Here is a 14,532-nt window from a genome sequence, read left to right as displayed (position 1 = left end):
AGACGGCATGGCGGTACGGGTCGCGGCGGCGGCACCGCGGGATCTGTTCGAGGCGGCTGCGGTGATCCACCGCGCCTTCGCCACCCTGACCGGCCGGATCGACCCGCCTTCGGCTGCGATGAACGAGACGCCCGAAACCCTCGCCGCCCGGTTCGACCGGGGCGGGGCGGTGTTCGTGGCGCGCCTGGACGGGGAGATCGTGGGCGCGGTGTGTGCAGATCCCAAGGCGGACGGATCGCTCTATCTCGACCGGCTGGCCGTCGATCCGGCGCTGACCGGCAAGGGCATCGCCCGGGCCCTGATCGAGGCGGTTGAAGCGTTCGGCCTGGCCCAGGATCACGATCGGGTGACCCTCGGGGTGCGCCTGCTGCTGACCGACAACATCGCCCTGTTCCGCCATCTCGGCTACGCGGAGACCGGCCGCAAGGCGCATCCGGGCTTCAGCGAGCCGACTTCGATGGACATGGCGAAATCGATGCGGCCGGCCTGAGGACCGCCCCCTCTCCTTGCCCATCCCGCCGGGCCTTGTTATACGCAGCGGCGAGGCCGACATCGATGCGAGCGAGACGCTCGGGCGCGGGCACCATAGCCGCCTGAGCACGCTCTGTTAGACAGGAGACGAGGACATTCATGGCCGAGTTCACCGACTATAAGGTCGCCGACATTTCCCTGGCCGGCTGGGGCCGCCGCGAGATCGCGATCGCCGAGACCGAAATGCCGGGCCTGATGGCCATCCGCGAGGAGTACGGGCCGTCGAAGCCGCTCAAGGGCGCGCGGATCACGGGCTGCCTGCACATGACCATCCAGACCGCCGTGCTGATCGAGACGCTGATCGCGCTCGGCGCCGAGATCCGCTGGTCGTCGTGCAACATCTTCTCGACCCAGGATCAGGCCGCCGCGGCCATCGCCGCCGCCGGCATCCCGGTCTTTGCCTGGAAGGGCGAGACGGAAGAGGAATACGAGTGGTGCATCCGCCAGACCATCGAGGGTCCGGACGGCTGGCGCCCGAACATGCTGCTGGATGACGGCGGCGACCTCACGATCATGATGCACGAGGAATTTCCCGAGCTCATGAAGGACGTGAAGGGCGTGTCGGAGGAGACCACCACCGGCGTGCACCGTCTCTACGAGATGGCCAAGAAGGGCAAACTGATGGTTCCGGCCATCAACGTGAACGACAGCGTCACCAAGTCGAAGTTCGACAACCTGTACGGCTGCCGCGAGAGCCTGGCCGACGGCATCCGCCGGGCGACCGACGTGATGTTCTCCGGCAAGGTCGCCTGCGTCGCCGGATACGGCGATGTCGGCAAGGGTTCCGCCCAGTCGCTGCGCAACGCCGGCGCCCGCGTCATCGTGACCGAAATCGACCCGATCTGCGCCCTGCAGGCGGCGATGGAAGGCTACGAGGTCGTGACGATGGAAGAGGCCGCGCCGCGCGCCGACATCTTCGTCACCGCCACGGGCAACAAGGACATCATCACCGTCGACCACATGCGGGCGATGAAGGACCGGGCGATCGTCTGCAACATCGGCCACTTCGACAACGAGATCCAGGTCGGCGGTCTCCGCAACATGAAGTGGGAGAACGTGAAGCCGCAGGTCGACGAGATCGTGTTCCCGGACGACAAGCGCATCATCCTGCTGGCCGAGGGCCGGCTGGTGAACCTGGGCTGCGCCACCGGCCATCCCAGCTTCGTGATGAGCGCCTCGTTCTCGAACCAGACCCTGGCGCAGATCGAGCTGTGGAAGAACCACAGCAAGTACGACAAGCAGGTCTACGTTCTGCCGAAGAAGCTGGACGAGCGGGTTGCGGAACTTCACCTGAAGAAGATCAACGCCAACCTGTCCAAGCTGTCGGAAGAGCAGGCGGCCTATATCGGCGTGACCACCAACGGCCCGTTCAAGACGGAGACCTACCGCTACTAAGCGGATCGCCGAACCATCGGGAGAAGACCGGGCCATCGCGGCCCGGTCTTTTTCTTTGGCTGGACGGTTCCCGGCGGGATCCGCGGCTCGCAGCGACCGATCCCATGGTCACGTTCATTTTTGAAGAATATTTTAAGAACTTTTTTACCAATTAAAATGATTCTTGACTGCACTAACTCGCGTTAAGCTTGCCACAAGCAGGAGACGAACGGTGGACCGCCTGCACTCAGAGCAGATGCCATATGCCTGCTCCCAGGGCTTGAGCGCCTGTCCGCTACCGTTCGCCCCACCGCTGCGCGGATTGTCGCCCGTCTTAGGGACCGGCGTCGGCGCCATGCAGGAGGGATAGGCTCGCATGATCCTCGCGCTCTCGGTGATCAAGAATATCGGGCTTCTCAGCCTCGGCGCGCTCATGCTGATCCTTCTGACCCAATACCGCAGCTTTCCGGAGCAGGGTGTCCGACGGCAGCTGCTGATCGGGCTCCTTCTGGGAAGCATCTCGATCCTCGTCGTCGCCGCCCCCCTCCACGGCCCCTTCGGCGCGACCTTCGACACGCGGGCCGGTCCGCTGGTTCTGGCGGGCTACTTCGCCGGCCCCGTCGGCGGCCTCGTCGCCGCCGCCCTGGCCGCGGCGACCCGGATGGTCGTCGGCGGAGGCGCGGCGATCAGCGGCGTGATCAGCATGGTACTCTTCGCCGTGACGGGCGCCGTCTATGCGGAGATCGCCCGCCGGCGCAACCACACGCGGCAAGGGCTGCTCGGATTTCTCGCCCTGTCCCTGATCGCTACCGCCGCTGCGCTGCCGGCCTTCTTCATCGGCCAGCCGGTCGAAACCGGACTGACGGTGTTGCAGACCTACTGGCCGGTCCTGCTGATCGGCAACACGGTCGGCGTGACCATGCTCGGTCTGATCATCGAGTTCCTTCAGCGGATCTGCGCCGACCGCGACCGCTACGCCCTGACCCTGCGGACATCCGCCCTGGCCCGCCAGGCCGGGGGCATCGGCGTCTGGGTCAGCGAGGTGGACACCGGCAAGCTCACCTGGGATCCCGTTCAACACGACCTGATGGGCGTGACGCCGGATCGTTTCGACCGCACCCGGGACGCGTTCCTGGAGCGGGTGGTCCCGGAAGACCGCGACCGGGTGCAAGCGGAACTGGCTGCCGCCGCCGGGTCGCAGGCCCCGTTCAAGAGCCTGTTCCGCATCCGCACGCCGGACGGCGAGGTGCGGTATATCCGCAGCCACGGACTCTGCGTCAGCAGCGACGGCTACGTCGATTCGAGGCGCCTTATCGGGGTGAACATCGATGTCACCCGAGAGCAGGAACTCCAGAGCCAGGTCGAGCTGAACAGCGCCGCCCTGGATTCGGCCGTGTGCGGCGTTCTGATCGCCGAGGCCGCGGACGACTATCCGACCGTCTATATCAACAGCGCCTTCACTGAGATCACCGGCTATCGGCCCCATGAAGTGCTGGGCCGGAACTGCCGCTTTCTCAACGCGGGTCTGGAAGACCAGCCGGAGCTCGACATCGTTCGACGCGCCCTCGCCACGGGCGAGCCGTGCACGGTGACCCTGCGCAACCGGCGTAAGGACGGCACGATCCTGTGGAACACCCTGAACCTCTCGCCGATCCGCGACCGCAACGGCGACATCACCCATTTCATCGGCGTGCAGGACGACGTCACCGAACAGGTCCTCGCCCGGCAGGTGATCGCCGAGGGCCGCGATCAGATCGAGGCAATCCTGGCGGCCGCACCCGATGCCATCCTATCGGTCGATTCCCGGCAGCGGATCACCAGCTTCAACGACGCCGCCGTCCGCCTCTTCGGCTGGAGCAGCGAGGAGATCCTCGGCCGCTCGATCCACGAACTCGTGCCGGTGAACGCCCGCAAGGCGCATGTGGAACTGGTCCGCAACTACATCGCCGACCCCGATTCCGCGCCGGGGCCGATGTCGGCGCTGCGCATCGTGCGCGCCCGCCGCAAGGACGGTGGCAGCTTCCCGGCCCTGATCTCGCTGGCGCGCTACCAGATCGGCGGCGAGCCCATGGTCACCGCCACGGCCCACGACATGTCGGAGATCGTGCAGGCGAACGAGGAACTGGTCCGGCTGTCCGACCGGCTGCGCGACCAGTTGGAGGAGGCCTATCGGGCGAACGAAGCGAAGGATCATTTCCTGGCCCATATGAGCCATGAACTGCGCACGCCGCTCAACGCGATCATCGGCTTCGCCGACATGCTGACGACCCTCGGGCTGGAGCGGCTCGGGCGCGACCGGTCCAACGAATATGTCCATGACATCAAGCGCAGCGGCGAACACCTGCTCAGCCTGATCAACGAGATCCTCGACCTGTCGAAGCTGAAGGCCGGACAGGTGGAGGCGACCCTCAAGCCGACCGACGCCTATGGGCTGATCGAGGAGGCGGTGACTACGATCGGCCCGGCCTTCACCAAGAAATCGATCGGCCTGGAGACCGATTTCCGCGATGTCGGCACGGTGCTGTGCGACCGCCGGCTGGCGCTGCAATGCCTGCTGAACCTGATGTCCAACGCGGCCAAGTTCTCGCCCGAGGAAAGCCGGGTCGCCATCCGCCTGCACCGGGACAACCAGGGCGTCCGCTTCGTCATCGAGGACGAGGGAGAGGGCGTGCCGGCCAAGATCCTCGACCGTGTCGGTGAGCCGTTCCTGCGGCATGACGATCCGCTCACCTCCAACAGCCAGGAGGGATCGGGCCTCGGTCTGGCGATCACCAAGAGCCTGATCGAGAAGCAGAAGGGCTGGCTGCGGATCGCCAACGGCGCCAAGGGCGGCACCGTCGCCTCGATCTGGCTGCCCTCCGGCAACCGGGTCAAGAGCAACCGGGACAACTCGCTGGAAGTCTGCTGAGGCGTCCCCACGCCGGAGATCAGACCGGCAGGGCCGTGGTCTGCTTGATGGTCTCCATGGAGAACCGGGAGGTCACCTCGGTCAGCGGCGTGGTATCGACCAGCCGCTTGTAGAACGCGTCGAACGCCTTCATGTCCGCCACCACAACCTTCAGCATGTAGTCGATCTCGCCGGCCATCCGGTGGAACTCCTGCACCTCGGGCATGGCGCTGACGAATTCGGCGAACTTGCGCAGCCATTCCCCGGAATGCTCGCCGGTGCTGATGGACATGAACACGGTCAGCCCGAACCCCAGCGCCTCCGGCTCCAGCACCGCGACCTGCTCCCGGATCACGCCCGACTCCTGCAGCCGGTTGATCCGCTTCCAGCAGGGCGAGGCCGACAGGCCGACCTGACGGGCGACCTCCGATACCGGCGCACTGCAGTCGGTCTGGAGGATCCGCAGGATCCGACGGTCTGTATCATCCATTCCGCACTCCACCGCATTTGGGAACGGTTCGTTTCATATCAGAACTCATTAGGACCGTCCCGTTCTATTTAGAGTCCCCCATCTATCCAATAGGGAACGATCTTTTTATCTTCGCCAGGAAGGGGCCGACAAGGCTCCAGCCCGTCCAACGGGCCGCGGCGATTTGAAGGGCAGCTTGCGACCGCGTCACCAACCGCTAAAGCGCCACGGGTGATCGCCCGTGGGCCCAGTCGGACCGAATGGAGATCGCCCGTGAGATATTTCCCCCTCTTTGCCGATCTGGACGGCCGGCGCGTCGTCGTTATCGGCGGCGGCGTCGAGGCCACGCGCAAGATCCGTCTGCTGCGCAAGACCGGCGCCCGGATCCTGGTCGTCGCCCCTCGGGCCGAGACCGAGATCGTCGAAGCCGCCGCCTCCGGCGCGCTGGATCTGGTCAACCGGACCTTCGACCCGGAGGATCTGGACGGCGCCGCCCTGCTCGTCGTCTCCGATGACGGCAGCCAGGAGATCGATCCGATCCTCGCCGCCGCCCGCGCCACCGGCATCCCCATCAACGTGATCGACCGCCCGGCCAGTTCTACCGTCATCGTCCCCGGGATTGTCGACCGCGATCCCATCCTGGTCGCCATCGGCAGCGGCGGGTCCGCCCCCGTCCTGGTCCGCCGGCTGCGCGAGAAGATCGAAGCCCTGCTGCCGTCGCGGCTGGGCGCCCTGGCCAAGTTCGCCGGCCGCTTCCGCGGCGCGGTCACCGCCTCCATCACCGAAGGCGAGGGCCGCCGTCTGTTCTGGGAGAGCGTCTTCGACGGCCCGATCGCGGGCAAGGTGCTGGCCGGCGACGAGGCCGGCGCCAGCGAGGCCATGCTGCGGGCGATCAACGACGACCGCCGCGCCGAGCGCGTCGGCTCCGTCGCCCTGATCGGCGCCGGGCCGGGCGATCCGGACCTGTTGACGGTCAAGGCGCTTCGGATGATGCAGGATGCCGATGTGGTGGTGCATGACGCGCTGCTGGGCGACGGTATCCTCGACTGCGTGCGCCGCGACGCCGACCGGATCGACGTGGGCAAGCGCAAGGGCAAGCACAGCGTCCAGCAGGACGAGATCAACGAGATCCTGCTGACCCACGCCCGCGCCGGCAAACGCGTCGTGAGGCTGAAGGGCGGCGATCCCTTCGTGTTCGGCCGGGGCGGCGAGGAGCTGGCCTATCTGCGCCGGCACGGCATCGCCGTGGAGATCGTGCCCGGCGTCACCGCCGCCCTGGGAGCCGCCGCCAGCTGCGCGATCCCGCTGACCGACCGGCGCCACGCCTCCTCCGTCACCTTCATTACCGGCCACGGCAAGGACGGCGCCCTGGATATCGAGCCGGGACTCCTGGCCGAGGGCCGCAACACCATCGTGGTCTACATGGGCGTGTCGGTCGCCGCCGGCATCGCCGAGCGGGCCATCGCCGCAGGCCGTGCCGCCTCCACCCCGGTCGCCGTCATCGAGCGCGCCACCCAGCCGGATCAGCGCGTGCTGCGCGGCACCCTGGCGGGCCTGGGTGACCTGGTCGAGGCGCAGTCAGTGCGCGGCCCGGCCCTGCTGGTGATCGGCGAGGTGACCGCCGCCGCCAACGCCCTGCCCTTTCCCCTTCCCCGCACGGCACCGACCCCGGTGCCCGAGCGGCTCGCCGTCTGAGACCGGAGCGCCCGATGAGCGATACCCGCGTATCGAAAGTGATGACCGCCAACCGCCTGAGCGACGGCGCGGTGGTCTATCTCACCCTGTCCCACACCTGGTCGGACCGCTTCGCCGATGCCCATGCCAGCGACGTTCCGTCGGAACTGGCCGGGTTCGAGGCGACCACCCTGGAAGCCGTGCGCGGCCGGATCGTCGTCGGCGCCTACCTGTTCGCGGTATCCGTCGGGAGCGACGGCAGCCTCGAGCCGCTCGGCCAGCGCGAACGCATCCGGTCGGCCGGCCCGACCGTCGGCACCGATCTTCCCGCTTCCGTCGAGGTGGCCTGAGCCATGTACCAGTACAACAATTTCGACCACGCCTTCGTGCGGGCCCGCTCGGCGGAGTTCCGCGAACAGGTGGCCCGGCGTCTTGCCGGCGAGCTGACGGAGGACGAGTTCAAGCCGCTGCGGCTGATGAACGGCCTGTACCTGCAGCTCCACGCCTACATGCTGCGGGTCGCCATCCCCTACGGCACCCTGTCGTCGCGGCAGATGCGCAAGCTGGCGGAGATCGCCCGGCGCTGGGACCGCGGCTACGGCCATTTCACCACCCGCCAGAACATCCAGTACAACTGGCCGAAGCTGGAGGACGTGCCCGACATCCTCGACTCGCTCGCCGAGGTCGAGATGCACGCCATCCAGACCTCCGGCAACTGCATCCGCAACGTCACCGCCGACCAGTTCGCCGGGGCGGCCGCCGACGAGATCGAGGATTCCCGGATCTGGGCCGAGATCATGCGCCAGTGGTCGACCCTGCACCCGGAATTCTCGTTCCTGCCGCGCAAGTTCAAGATCGCCATCACCGGGGCGGAGACCGACCGGGCGGCGGTGAAGTTCCACGACATCGGGCTGCGCATGCGGCGCAATGCCGAGGGCGCGGTCGGCTTCGAGGTCATCGTCGGTGGCGGCCAGGGGCGCACCCCGATCGTCGGCGAGACGATCCGTTCGTTCCTGCCCAAGGAGCACCTGCTCTCCTATCTGGAAGCCATCCTGCGGACCTATAACCTGCTGGGCCGGCGCGACAATCTCTACAAGGCGCGGATCAAGATCCTGCTGGCGCAGACCGGGGTGGAGGAGTTCACCCGGCTGGTCGAGGAGGAGTGGGAGCGCATCCGCGACGGGGCGCTGACCCTGACCGAGGCGGAGATCCGCCGGATCGAGCGGCACTTCGCGCCGCCGTCCCTGGAACCGCGCCAGCCGGATGCGGGCTATGCGGCGGCCAAGCTGGAGCATCGCGACTTCGCCCGCTGGTGCCGCACCAACCTGTTCCCGCACAAGGTGCCGGGCCATGTGCTGGTCACAGTGTCCCTGAAGCCGGCGGGCGGCATCCCGGGCGACGCCACGGCGGAGCAGATGGACGCCATCGCCGATCTGGCGGAGCGCTATTCGCTGGGGGACATCCGGGTCGCCCACGAGCAGAACCTGGTCCTGCCCCATGTCCGCGAGGCCGACCTGTTCGAGCTGTGGACCCTGCTGAAGGGCGAGGGTCTGGCCGAGGGCAATATCGGGCTGATCACCGACATCATTGCCTGCCCAGGCCTCGACTACTGCAACCTTGCCAACGCTCGGGCGATCCCGGTGGCTCAGGCCCTCAGCCGACGCTTCGCCGACAGCGAGCTGGCCAACGAGATCGGCCCGCTGACCCTGAACATCTCGGGTTGCATCAACGCCTGCGGCCATCACCACGTCGGCAATATCGGCATCCTCGGCGTCGATAAGAAGGGCGAGGAGTTCTACCAGATCACCCTGGGCGGCTCCGCCGGCGACGACGCGGCGGTCGGCTCCATCGTCGGCCCGGCCGTGCCCTTCGACAAGGTGACCGAGACCGTCGAACGCATCATCGAAACCTACCGGCACGTCCGCACGGCGGGCGAGCCCTTCGTCGCGACCGTGAGGCGCACCGGTCTTACCCCGTTCAAGGAGGCTCTCTATGCCGATCGTCAAGCATGACTGCGTGATCGAGGATGTCTGGCGCCCGCTGAACGGACGCGACCTGACCGAGATCTGTTCCAGCGAGAGCGTTCTCCTCAGCCTTGAGGAATGGCACACGATCGGCCGTGCCGCCGCCGCCCGGTTCGAGCGGGTCGGCATCGCCCTGGCCCCGAACGAGGCGGCGGAATCGATCGTCGAGTTCCTGCCCGACCTGGATCTGGTCGCTTTGTCCTTTCCGAAGTTCAACGACGGCCGCGCCTTCTCCCAGGCCCGGCTGCTGCGCGAGCGCTACGGCTTCATCGGGGAGATCCGCGCCACAGGCCACATCGTGCGCGATCTGTTCCTGTTCATGCAGCGCAGCGGTTTCGACGCCGTCGCCGTGGAGGACACGCGGGCATTGACCCCGTGGCTGGCCGCGCGCCAGCGCTTCAGCGGCTACTACCAGCCGGCGCTCGACGAGGAGGAGGAAGACGCGGCCGAGATCGCGTCCCCCGCCCGCAACGAGCCTGTCGTGCAGGTCGCCCGGACCGACGACAGCGTCGCGGCGCTGTGGGCCTATTGATCCCGTCCCCTCCCCGCAGAGACACCGCAGAGACGCCGCGGGGAGGGGACGGCCTGGCGCACGGGAGAGTAATCCCCCGCAGCACTCAACCATTCATTCCGCACCAGGGCGAAACCGCCTTTCTTCGGGTTGCCGCATGGTGCAGTGCCCACTAACCTCCCCCCTCTGCCGCCGCCTGGCGGTCCTTCAAACGTTTCAGTGACCAGGGGGTTTTCCATGTCCATTCTGACCAGAAGAACGCTTCTTCAGGGGCTTGGCGGCGCGGCCGGTGCCGCAGCGATGACACCGCTTCTCGGCGGCGGCGCCCAGGCCGCCGGCAAGATCTACCAGTGGGGCTCCTCGAGCCTCGGGTCGACGGGCTACCAGATCATCACCGTGCTGTCGGCCGCCGCCTCGAAGTTCTCCGACGGCCGCCACGCCTCCCTGTCGACCGCCGGCGGCGCCGAGAACATGGCCCTGATCGGCGAGGGCATCCTCGATTTCGGCCAGTCCACCACCACCGACTGGTACCCGGCGATCAACGGCCTCGGCCGCTACGAGGGCAAGCCGGTCAACGCCGTGCAGATGTTCTCCTACACGGTGTGGCAGTGCACCCCGATGGTGCGCGCCGATTCCGGTATCGAGACCCTGGAGGATCTGGTCGGCAAGCGGGTGATGCCGGCGGCCGCCGGCGGTGCCACGACCGGCCTGTGGGACACCCTGTTCGAAGCCGCGGGCATCAAGGACAAGGTCGAGTGGACCTACGGCTCCTGGGGCGAGACATACGACGCCCTGGCCTCCGGAGCGGTCGACTGCATCCCCTCGCTGCTGACCGCCGGCAACCCGTCGGGCGTCATGCAGCGCCTGGAGACCACCCACGAGCTCAAGATCCTGCCGATCAGCCAGGAGCTGGTCGACAAGGCCGCCGAGATGAACCCGGGCGTGAAGAGCGCCATGGTGTCGCCGGACACCTGGGCAAGCCTCAAGGAGCCGACCCGCATGGTTTCCTTCGGCGGCGTGCTGGCCGCCAGCCCGGAAATCTCCGAGGAAGTCGGCTACAACGTGACCAAGGCGGTCTATGACAACGCCGAGTTCGTGAAGCAGCGCGGCGGCGTCCAGCTCAAGGACATCAACCCGCAGTTCGCCGTCGAGTTCCTGATGCCCGCCTATCCGGTGAACGCCGGTGCCGCGAAGTACTTCAAGGAACAGGGCGTGTGGAACGACAAGCTCAAGATCCACGGCTGACACCGGCTCTGGCGGGGACGCTTTGACACAAACAGACCAGACGCACCGGCGGTTCGAAGACATCGCCGGTGCCGCCGACACGCGGTCGCGCACGGCCACGGGCCTCCTGCTCGTGGCCGCGCTCGTCATGCTCGGCATTCACTTCATGCAGATGGCGACCTACACGTTGCCGTCGGGCCAGTTCCGAAATTTCCACCTCGGCTTCGCGATGCTGCTGGGCTTCCTCGCCCTGATCGAGCAGACCGCGCCGGAACGGAAGCTCCTGCGGGGACTGTTCTGGGCGCTCTCGGCCCTGACCGTCGCGCTGGTCGCGTATATCCATGTCGAATACGAGGCGCTGACCCAGGTCCGCAGCTTCCTGCCGAACGCGCAGGACGTCGCGGTCGGCGTTCTGCTGCTCGTGGCCGCGCTGATCCTGTCCGGCTTCCAGTGGGGCTGGACGATCCCGGCGCTGGCGCTGATCGGCATCGCCTACGGTCTGTGGGGCTACCTGCTCCCCGGCGAGATCTTCTTCCATGGCGGCATCGCGCCCAAGCGGCTGCTCGGCTACACGTCCATTCCGTATTTCCAGGGGCTGCTCGGCGGCCTGACCAGCCTGTCCGCCGGCACGATCTTCATGTTCATGCTGTTCGGCGGCGCGCTGAAGGCGACGGGTGCCGTCGACTTCATCGTCCAGCTCGGCTTCACCGTCGGCCGCAAGTCGCGGGCCGGACCGGCCCTCGTCGCGGTGATCTCCAGCGGCCTGATGGGCACGGTCTCCGGCTCGACCGTCGCCAACGTCGCCTCCACCGGCGCGCTGACCATCCCGCTGATGAAGCGCTACGGCTTCAAGGGCGAGTTCGCCGGCGCGGTGGAAGCGGTCGCCTCCACCGGCGGCCAGCTCATGCCGCCGGTGATGGGTCTCGCCGCCTTCCTGATCGTCGGCATGACCGGCCTGCCCTACAACTCGATCATGGTCGCCGCCATCGCGCCGGCGCTGATCTACTACGCCTATCTGATGTTCTCGGTGCAGCTCCGCGCCATCAACCTGGACCTGGATGCCCGCGAGTCCGACGTGCTGGACGGCGGCCCGACCCTGGCCCAGGCGGCCAAGCGCCAGTGGCACCTGGCGGTGTCCGTGTTCGTGCTGGTCTGGCTGCTGGTCGGCGGCATGCCGGCCGGAACCGCCGCCCTGATCTCGGTGCTGCTGCTGCTCGGCCTCGACGCGCTGATCACCGTCGTGATCGGCCGCTTCGGCTTCGCCGCCTTCCGCGAGGCGCTCGGCCGGGTGGTCAACGGGCTGGTCGAGGGTGCGCGCGCCGGTGCCGCCGTCGCCACCGTCATCGCGGTGATCGGCGTGCTGATCGAGCTGCTGACGGTCACCGGCTTCGCCCAGAAGCTGTCCTTCGCCATGCTCGACCTGTCGGACGGCTCGCTGTTCACCCTGTCGATCATCGTGGCAGTGTCCTGCCTGGTCTTCGGTCTCGGCCTGCCGACCTCGGCGTCGTACTTCATCGTCGCCCTGTTCGGCGCGCCGGCGCTGGTGGAGACGGGCGTCCCGCTGCTCGCCGCCCACATGTTCGTGTTCTACTTCGCCAACCTGTCGGCGGTCACACCGCCGGTCGCGGTCGCGGCGCTGGTGGGGGCGAACATCGCCAAGGCGAAGTTCTGGGGGACGGCCTTCAACGCCGTCCGCCTCGCCCTGCCCGGCTTCCTGATGCCGTTCCTGTTCCTGTTCGAGCCGGAGATTCTCGGCATCGGCGGCGACCTCGGTGCGCAGCTCGTGGCCGTCGGTCAGGCGCTGATCGCCACCGGTGCGCTGAACTGCGCCCTGGAAGGCCGGATCTTCCAGCGGATCTCGATCCTCGAGCGGGTGATCCTCGCCGTCGCGGCTCTTGGCCTGCTCTACTGGAACGTCCAGATCGAGATGGTCTCGCTCGCCGTGGTGATCGCTCTCGCCGCCTGGAACTGGTGGCGTGCCCGTGCCGCACGGGCTGCCGCCTGACCGCCTGAACCGACCCTCGGAGCCCCCCATGGCCAAGCTCGCCTTCACCACCCGCCCGGAACTCCAGGGCAAGTTCGGCATGGTGACCACCACCCACTGGCTCGCCTCGGCCGCCGGGATGGCGGTCCTGGAGAAGGGCGGCAACGCCTTCGACGCGGCCATCGCCGCCGGTTTCACCCTGCAGGTGGCCGAGCCGCACCTGAACGGTCCGGGCGGCGAACTGCCGGCGGTGTTCTTCGCCAACAAGGACGGCCGTCCCCAGGTTCTCTGCGCCCAGGGGTCGGCTCCCGCCGGTGCCACGATCGAGGCGTTCCAGAAGCTCGGCCTCGACCTGATCCCCGGCTCCGGTCTGCTGCCGGCGGTGGTGCCGGGCGCCTTCGACGGCTGGCTGAAGCTGCTGGCCGATTACGGCACCCTGTCGCTCCGCGACGTTCTTTCCTACGCCATCGAGTATGCCGAGAAGGGCGTGCCGGTCCTGCCGAAGATCGCCGAGTTCGCGCGCCGGGTCGCCCCGCTGTTCCGCGACCACTGGCCGACCTCCGCAGCGGTATACCTGAACGACGGCAATCCGCCGGCCGTCGGCGAGTGGATGACCAACCGCACCCTGGCCGCCACCTACCGCCGCATTCTGGACGAGGCCGAGGCGTCGTCCGGCGACCGGCTGCGGCAGATCGAGACCGCCCGGGACATCTGGTACAAGGGCTGGGTCGCCGACGCGATCGACCGGTTCTACCGCACCGAGACCCTGCTCGATTCCTCCGGCCGCGCCCATAGCGGGCTGATGACCGGCGACGATCTCGCCCGGTGGAGTGCCCGCTACGAGGATCCGGTGACCCTCGATTACGGCCGCTACACCGTGTGCAAATGCGGGTTCTGGAGCCAGGGCCCGGTGCTGCTGCAGCAGCTCGCCCTGCTGCGCGGCATGGGCCTGTCCGAGATGGACGCCACCGGCCCCGAATTCGTGCATACGGTGGTCGAAGCCGCCAAGCTCGCCTTCGCCGACCGCGAGGCCTGGTACGGCGACCCGGACTTCACCGACGTGCCGGCCGACATGCTGCTGTCCGATGCCTACGCCAAGGAGCGGCGCGCGCTGATGGGCGACACCGCGTCGCTCGATCTGCGGCCGGGCAGCCCGCTGGGCCGCAACCCGAACATCGCCGCCGCCCTGGCCGCCGACGGCGATCCGGGCGAGATCGGCCACTACTGGAGCCTGGGCGAGCCGACGGTCACCCCGATGGGCGAGGCACGCGGCGACACGGTCCATATCGACGTGATCGACCGCGACGGCAACATGATCTCCTGCACCCCCTCCGGCGGCTGGCTGCAGAGCGCGCCGGTGGTCCCGGAGCTGGGCTTCTGCATGAGCGTGCGCGGCCAGATGTTCTGGCTCGACGGCGATGCGGCGACCTCGCTGGCGCCGGGCAAGCGCCCGCGCACCACCCTGTCCCCATCGCTGGCCATGCGCGACGGCGACCCCTACATGGTCTGGGGCACCCCCGGCGGCGACCAGCAGGACCAGTGGTCCCTGCTGCTGTTCCTGCACCATGTCGAGCACGGCATGAACCTGCAGGAGGCGATCGACACGCCCGCCTTCCATTCCGAGCACTTCCCGGGATCGTTCTGGCCGCGCGCGCGCAATCCCGGAAAGCTCGCCATCGAAGGCCGGTTCGGTGCCCGCACGATCGACACGCTGAAAGCCCAGGGACACAAGCTCCAGGTCGGCGGCGACTGGAGCGAGGGACGGCTGACCGCCGCGGCCAAGGACGGCGATGTGCTCAAGGCCGCCGCCAACGCCCGCGGCATGCAGGGCTACGCGGCCGGACGCTGAAGCCC

11 protein-coding genes are annotated in these 14,532 nt (G+C 67.9%); 10 read left to right on the top strand and 1 reads right to left on the bottom strand.

Features of this window, described 5'->3' with window-relative positions; all coding sequences use genetic code 11:
• Positions 1-7 precede the first annotated feature (7 nt).
• The 3 genes from T8K17_RS07550 (at position 8) to T8K17_RS07540 (ending at position 4,813) form a co-directional block, all read left to right on the top strand.
• Entirely contained in the window at positions 8-490 is a 483-nt protein-coding gene (locus T8K17_RS07550; RefSeq protein WP_322333885.1) for a GNAT family N-acetyltransferase, read from the top strand.
• A 140-nt stretch (positions 491-630) separates the two neighbouring features.
• Positions 631-1,926: an adenosylhomocysteinase gene (gene ahcY / locus T8K17_RS07545; RefSeq protein WP_322333884.1), complete on the top strand. Its 1,296-nt coding sequence runs from the start codon at positions 631-633 to the stop codon at positions 1,924-1,926.
• A gap of 355 nt (positions 1,927-2,281) precedes the next feature.
• Positions 2,282-4,813 carry a PAS domain S-box protein gene (locus T8K17_RS07540; RefSeq protein ID WP_322333883.1) on the top strand — a complete coding sequence of 844 codons (2,532 nt, stop codon included), beginning with the start codon at positions 2,282-2,284 and terminating at the stop codon, positions 4,811-4,813.
• Positions 4,814-4,832: 19 nt separating this feature from the next.
• Here the strand turns inward: T8K17_RS07540 and T8K17_RS07535 are convergent, their stop codons facing one another.
• Positions 4,833-5,282, bottom strand: coding sequence for an Lrp/AsnC family transcriptional regulator (locus T8K17_RS07535; protein ID WP_322333882.1), 450 nt, complete (start codon positions 5,280-5,282; stop codon positions 4,833-4,835).
• Between the two features lie 252 nt (positions 5,283-5,534).
• Between T8K17_RS07535 and cysG the strand changes: the two genes are divergently transcribed.
• From cysG to T8K17_RS07500, 7 genes are all read left to right on the top strand, one after another.
• Entirely contained in the window at positions 5,535-6,956 is a 1,422-nt protein-coding gene (cysG, locus tag T8K17_RS07530; protein ID WP_322333881.1) for a siroheme synthase CysG, read from the top strand.
• Positions 6,957-6,970: 14 nt separating this feature from the next.
• A complete protein-coding gene (locus T8K17_RS07525) occupies positions 6,971-7,285 on the top strand; it encodes a DUF2849 domain-containing protein (RefSeq protein ID WP_322333880.1) in 315 nt (104 codons plus the stop codon).
• A gap of 3 nt (positions 7,286-7,288) precedes the next feature.
• Positions 7,289-8,947, top strand: coding sequence for a nitrite/sulfite reductase (locus tag T8K17_RS07520; RefSeq protein WP_322333879.1), 1,659 nt, complete (start codon positions 7,289-7,291; stop codon positions 8,945-8,947).
• Positions 8,928-9,491 (top strand): DUF934 domain-containing protein, encoded by a 564-nt coding sequence (locus tag T8K17_RS07515; RefSeq protein ID WP_322333878.1) that lies wholly within the window; start codon positions 8,928-8,930, stop codon positions 9,489-9,491. The genes T8K17_RS07520 and T8K17_RS07515 overlap by 20 nt, the downstream gene beginning before the upstream one ends.
• Before the next feature lie 216 nt (positions 9,492-9,707).
• On the top strand, positions 9,708-10,715 hold the full coding sequence (locus T8K17_RS07510; RefSeq protein WP_322333877.1) for a TAXI family TRAP transporter solute-binding subunit: 1,008 nt from the start codon (positions 9,708-9,710) through the stop codon (positions 10,713-10,715).
• A 22-nt stretch (positions 10,716-10,737) separates the two neighbouring features.
• Positions 10,738-12,699, top strand: coding sequence for a TRAP transporter fused permease subunit (locus tag T8K17_RS07505; RefSeq protein ID WP_322333876.1), 1,962 nt, complete (start codon positions 10,738-10,740; stop codon positions 12,697-12,699).
• A 28-nt stretch (positions 12,700-12,727) separates the two neighbouring features.
• Positions 12,728-14,527 carry a gamma-glutamyltransferase family protein gene (locus tag T8K17_RS07500; RefSeq protein ID WP_322333875.1) on the top strand — a complete coding sequence of 600 codons (1,800 nt, stop codon included), beginning with the start codon at positions 12,728-12,730 and terminating at the stop codon, positions 14,525-14,527.
• Positions 14,528-14,532: the final 5 nt, after the last annotated feature.

This window comes from Thalassobaculum sp. OXR-137 (assembly GCF_034377285.1).
Taxonomy (GTDB): Bacteria; Pseudomonadota; Alphaproteobacteria; order Thalassobaculales; family Thalassobaculaceae; genus Thalassobaculum.
This window is presented reverse-complemented; position numbering and strand designations above follow the sequence as displayed.

What these genes read in the sequence shown, in the direction of transcription:
- T8K17_RS07550 (WP_322333885.1), top strand. Translation starts at nt 8, where the DNA reads ATGGCGGTACGGGTCGCGGCGGCGGCACCGCGGGATCTGTTCGAGGCG.
- ahcY (WP_322333884.1), top strand. Translation starts at nt 631, where the DNA reads ATGGCCGAGTTCACCGACTATAAGGTCGCCGACATTTCCCTGGCCGGC.
- T8K17_RS07540 (WP_322333883.1), top strand. Translation starts at nt 2,282, where the DNA reads ATGATCCTCGCGCTCTCGGTGATCAAGAATATCGGGCTTCTCAGCCTC.
- T8K17_RS07535 (WP_322333882.1), bottom strand. Translation starts at nt 5,282, where the DNA reads ATGGATGATACAGACCGTCGGATCCTGCGGATCCTCCAGACCGACTGC.
- T8K17_RS07525 (WP_322333880.1), top strand. Translation starts at nt 6,971, where the DNA reads ATGAGCGATACCCGCGTATCGAAAGTGATGACCGCCAACCGCCTGAGC.
- T8K17_RS07520 (WP_322333879.1), top strand. Translation starts at nt 7,289, where the DNA reads ATGTACCAGTACAACAATTTCGACCACGCCTTCGTGCGGGCCCGCTCG.
- T8K17_RS07515 (WP_322333878.1), top strand. Translation starts at nt 8,928, where the DNA reads ATGCCGATCGTCAAGCATGACTGCGTGATCGAGGATGTCTGGCGCCCG.
- T8K17_RS07510 (WP_322333877.1), top strand. Translation starts at nt 9,708, where the DNA reads ATGTCCATTCTGACCAGAAGAACGCTTCTTCAGGGGCTTGGCGGCGCG.
- T8K17_RS07500 (WP_322333875.1), top strand. Translation starts at nt 12,728, where the DNA reads ATGGCCAAGCTCGCCTTCACCACCCGCCCGGAACTCCAGGGCAAGTTC.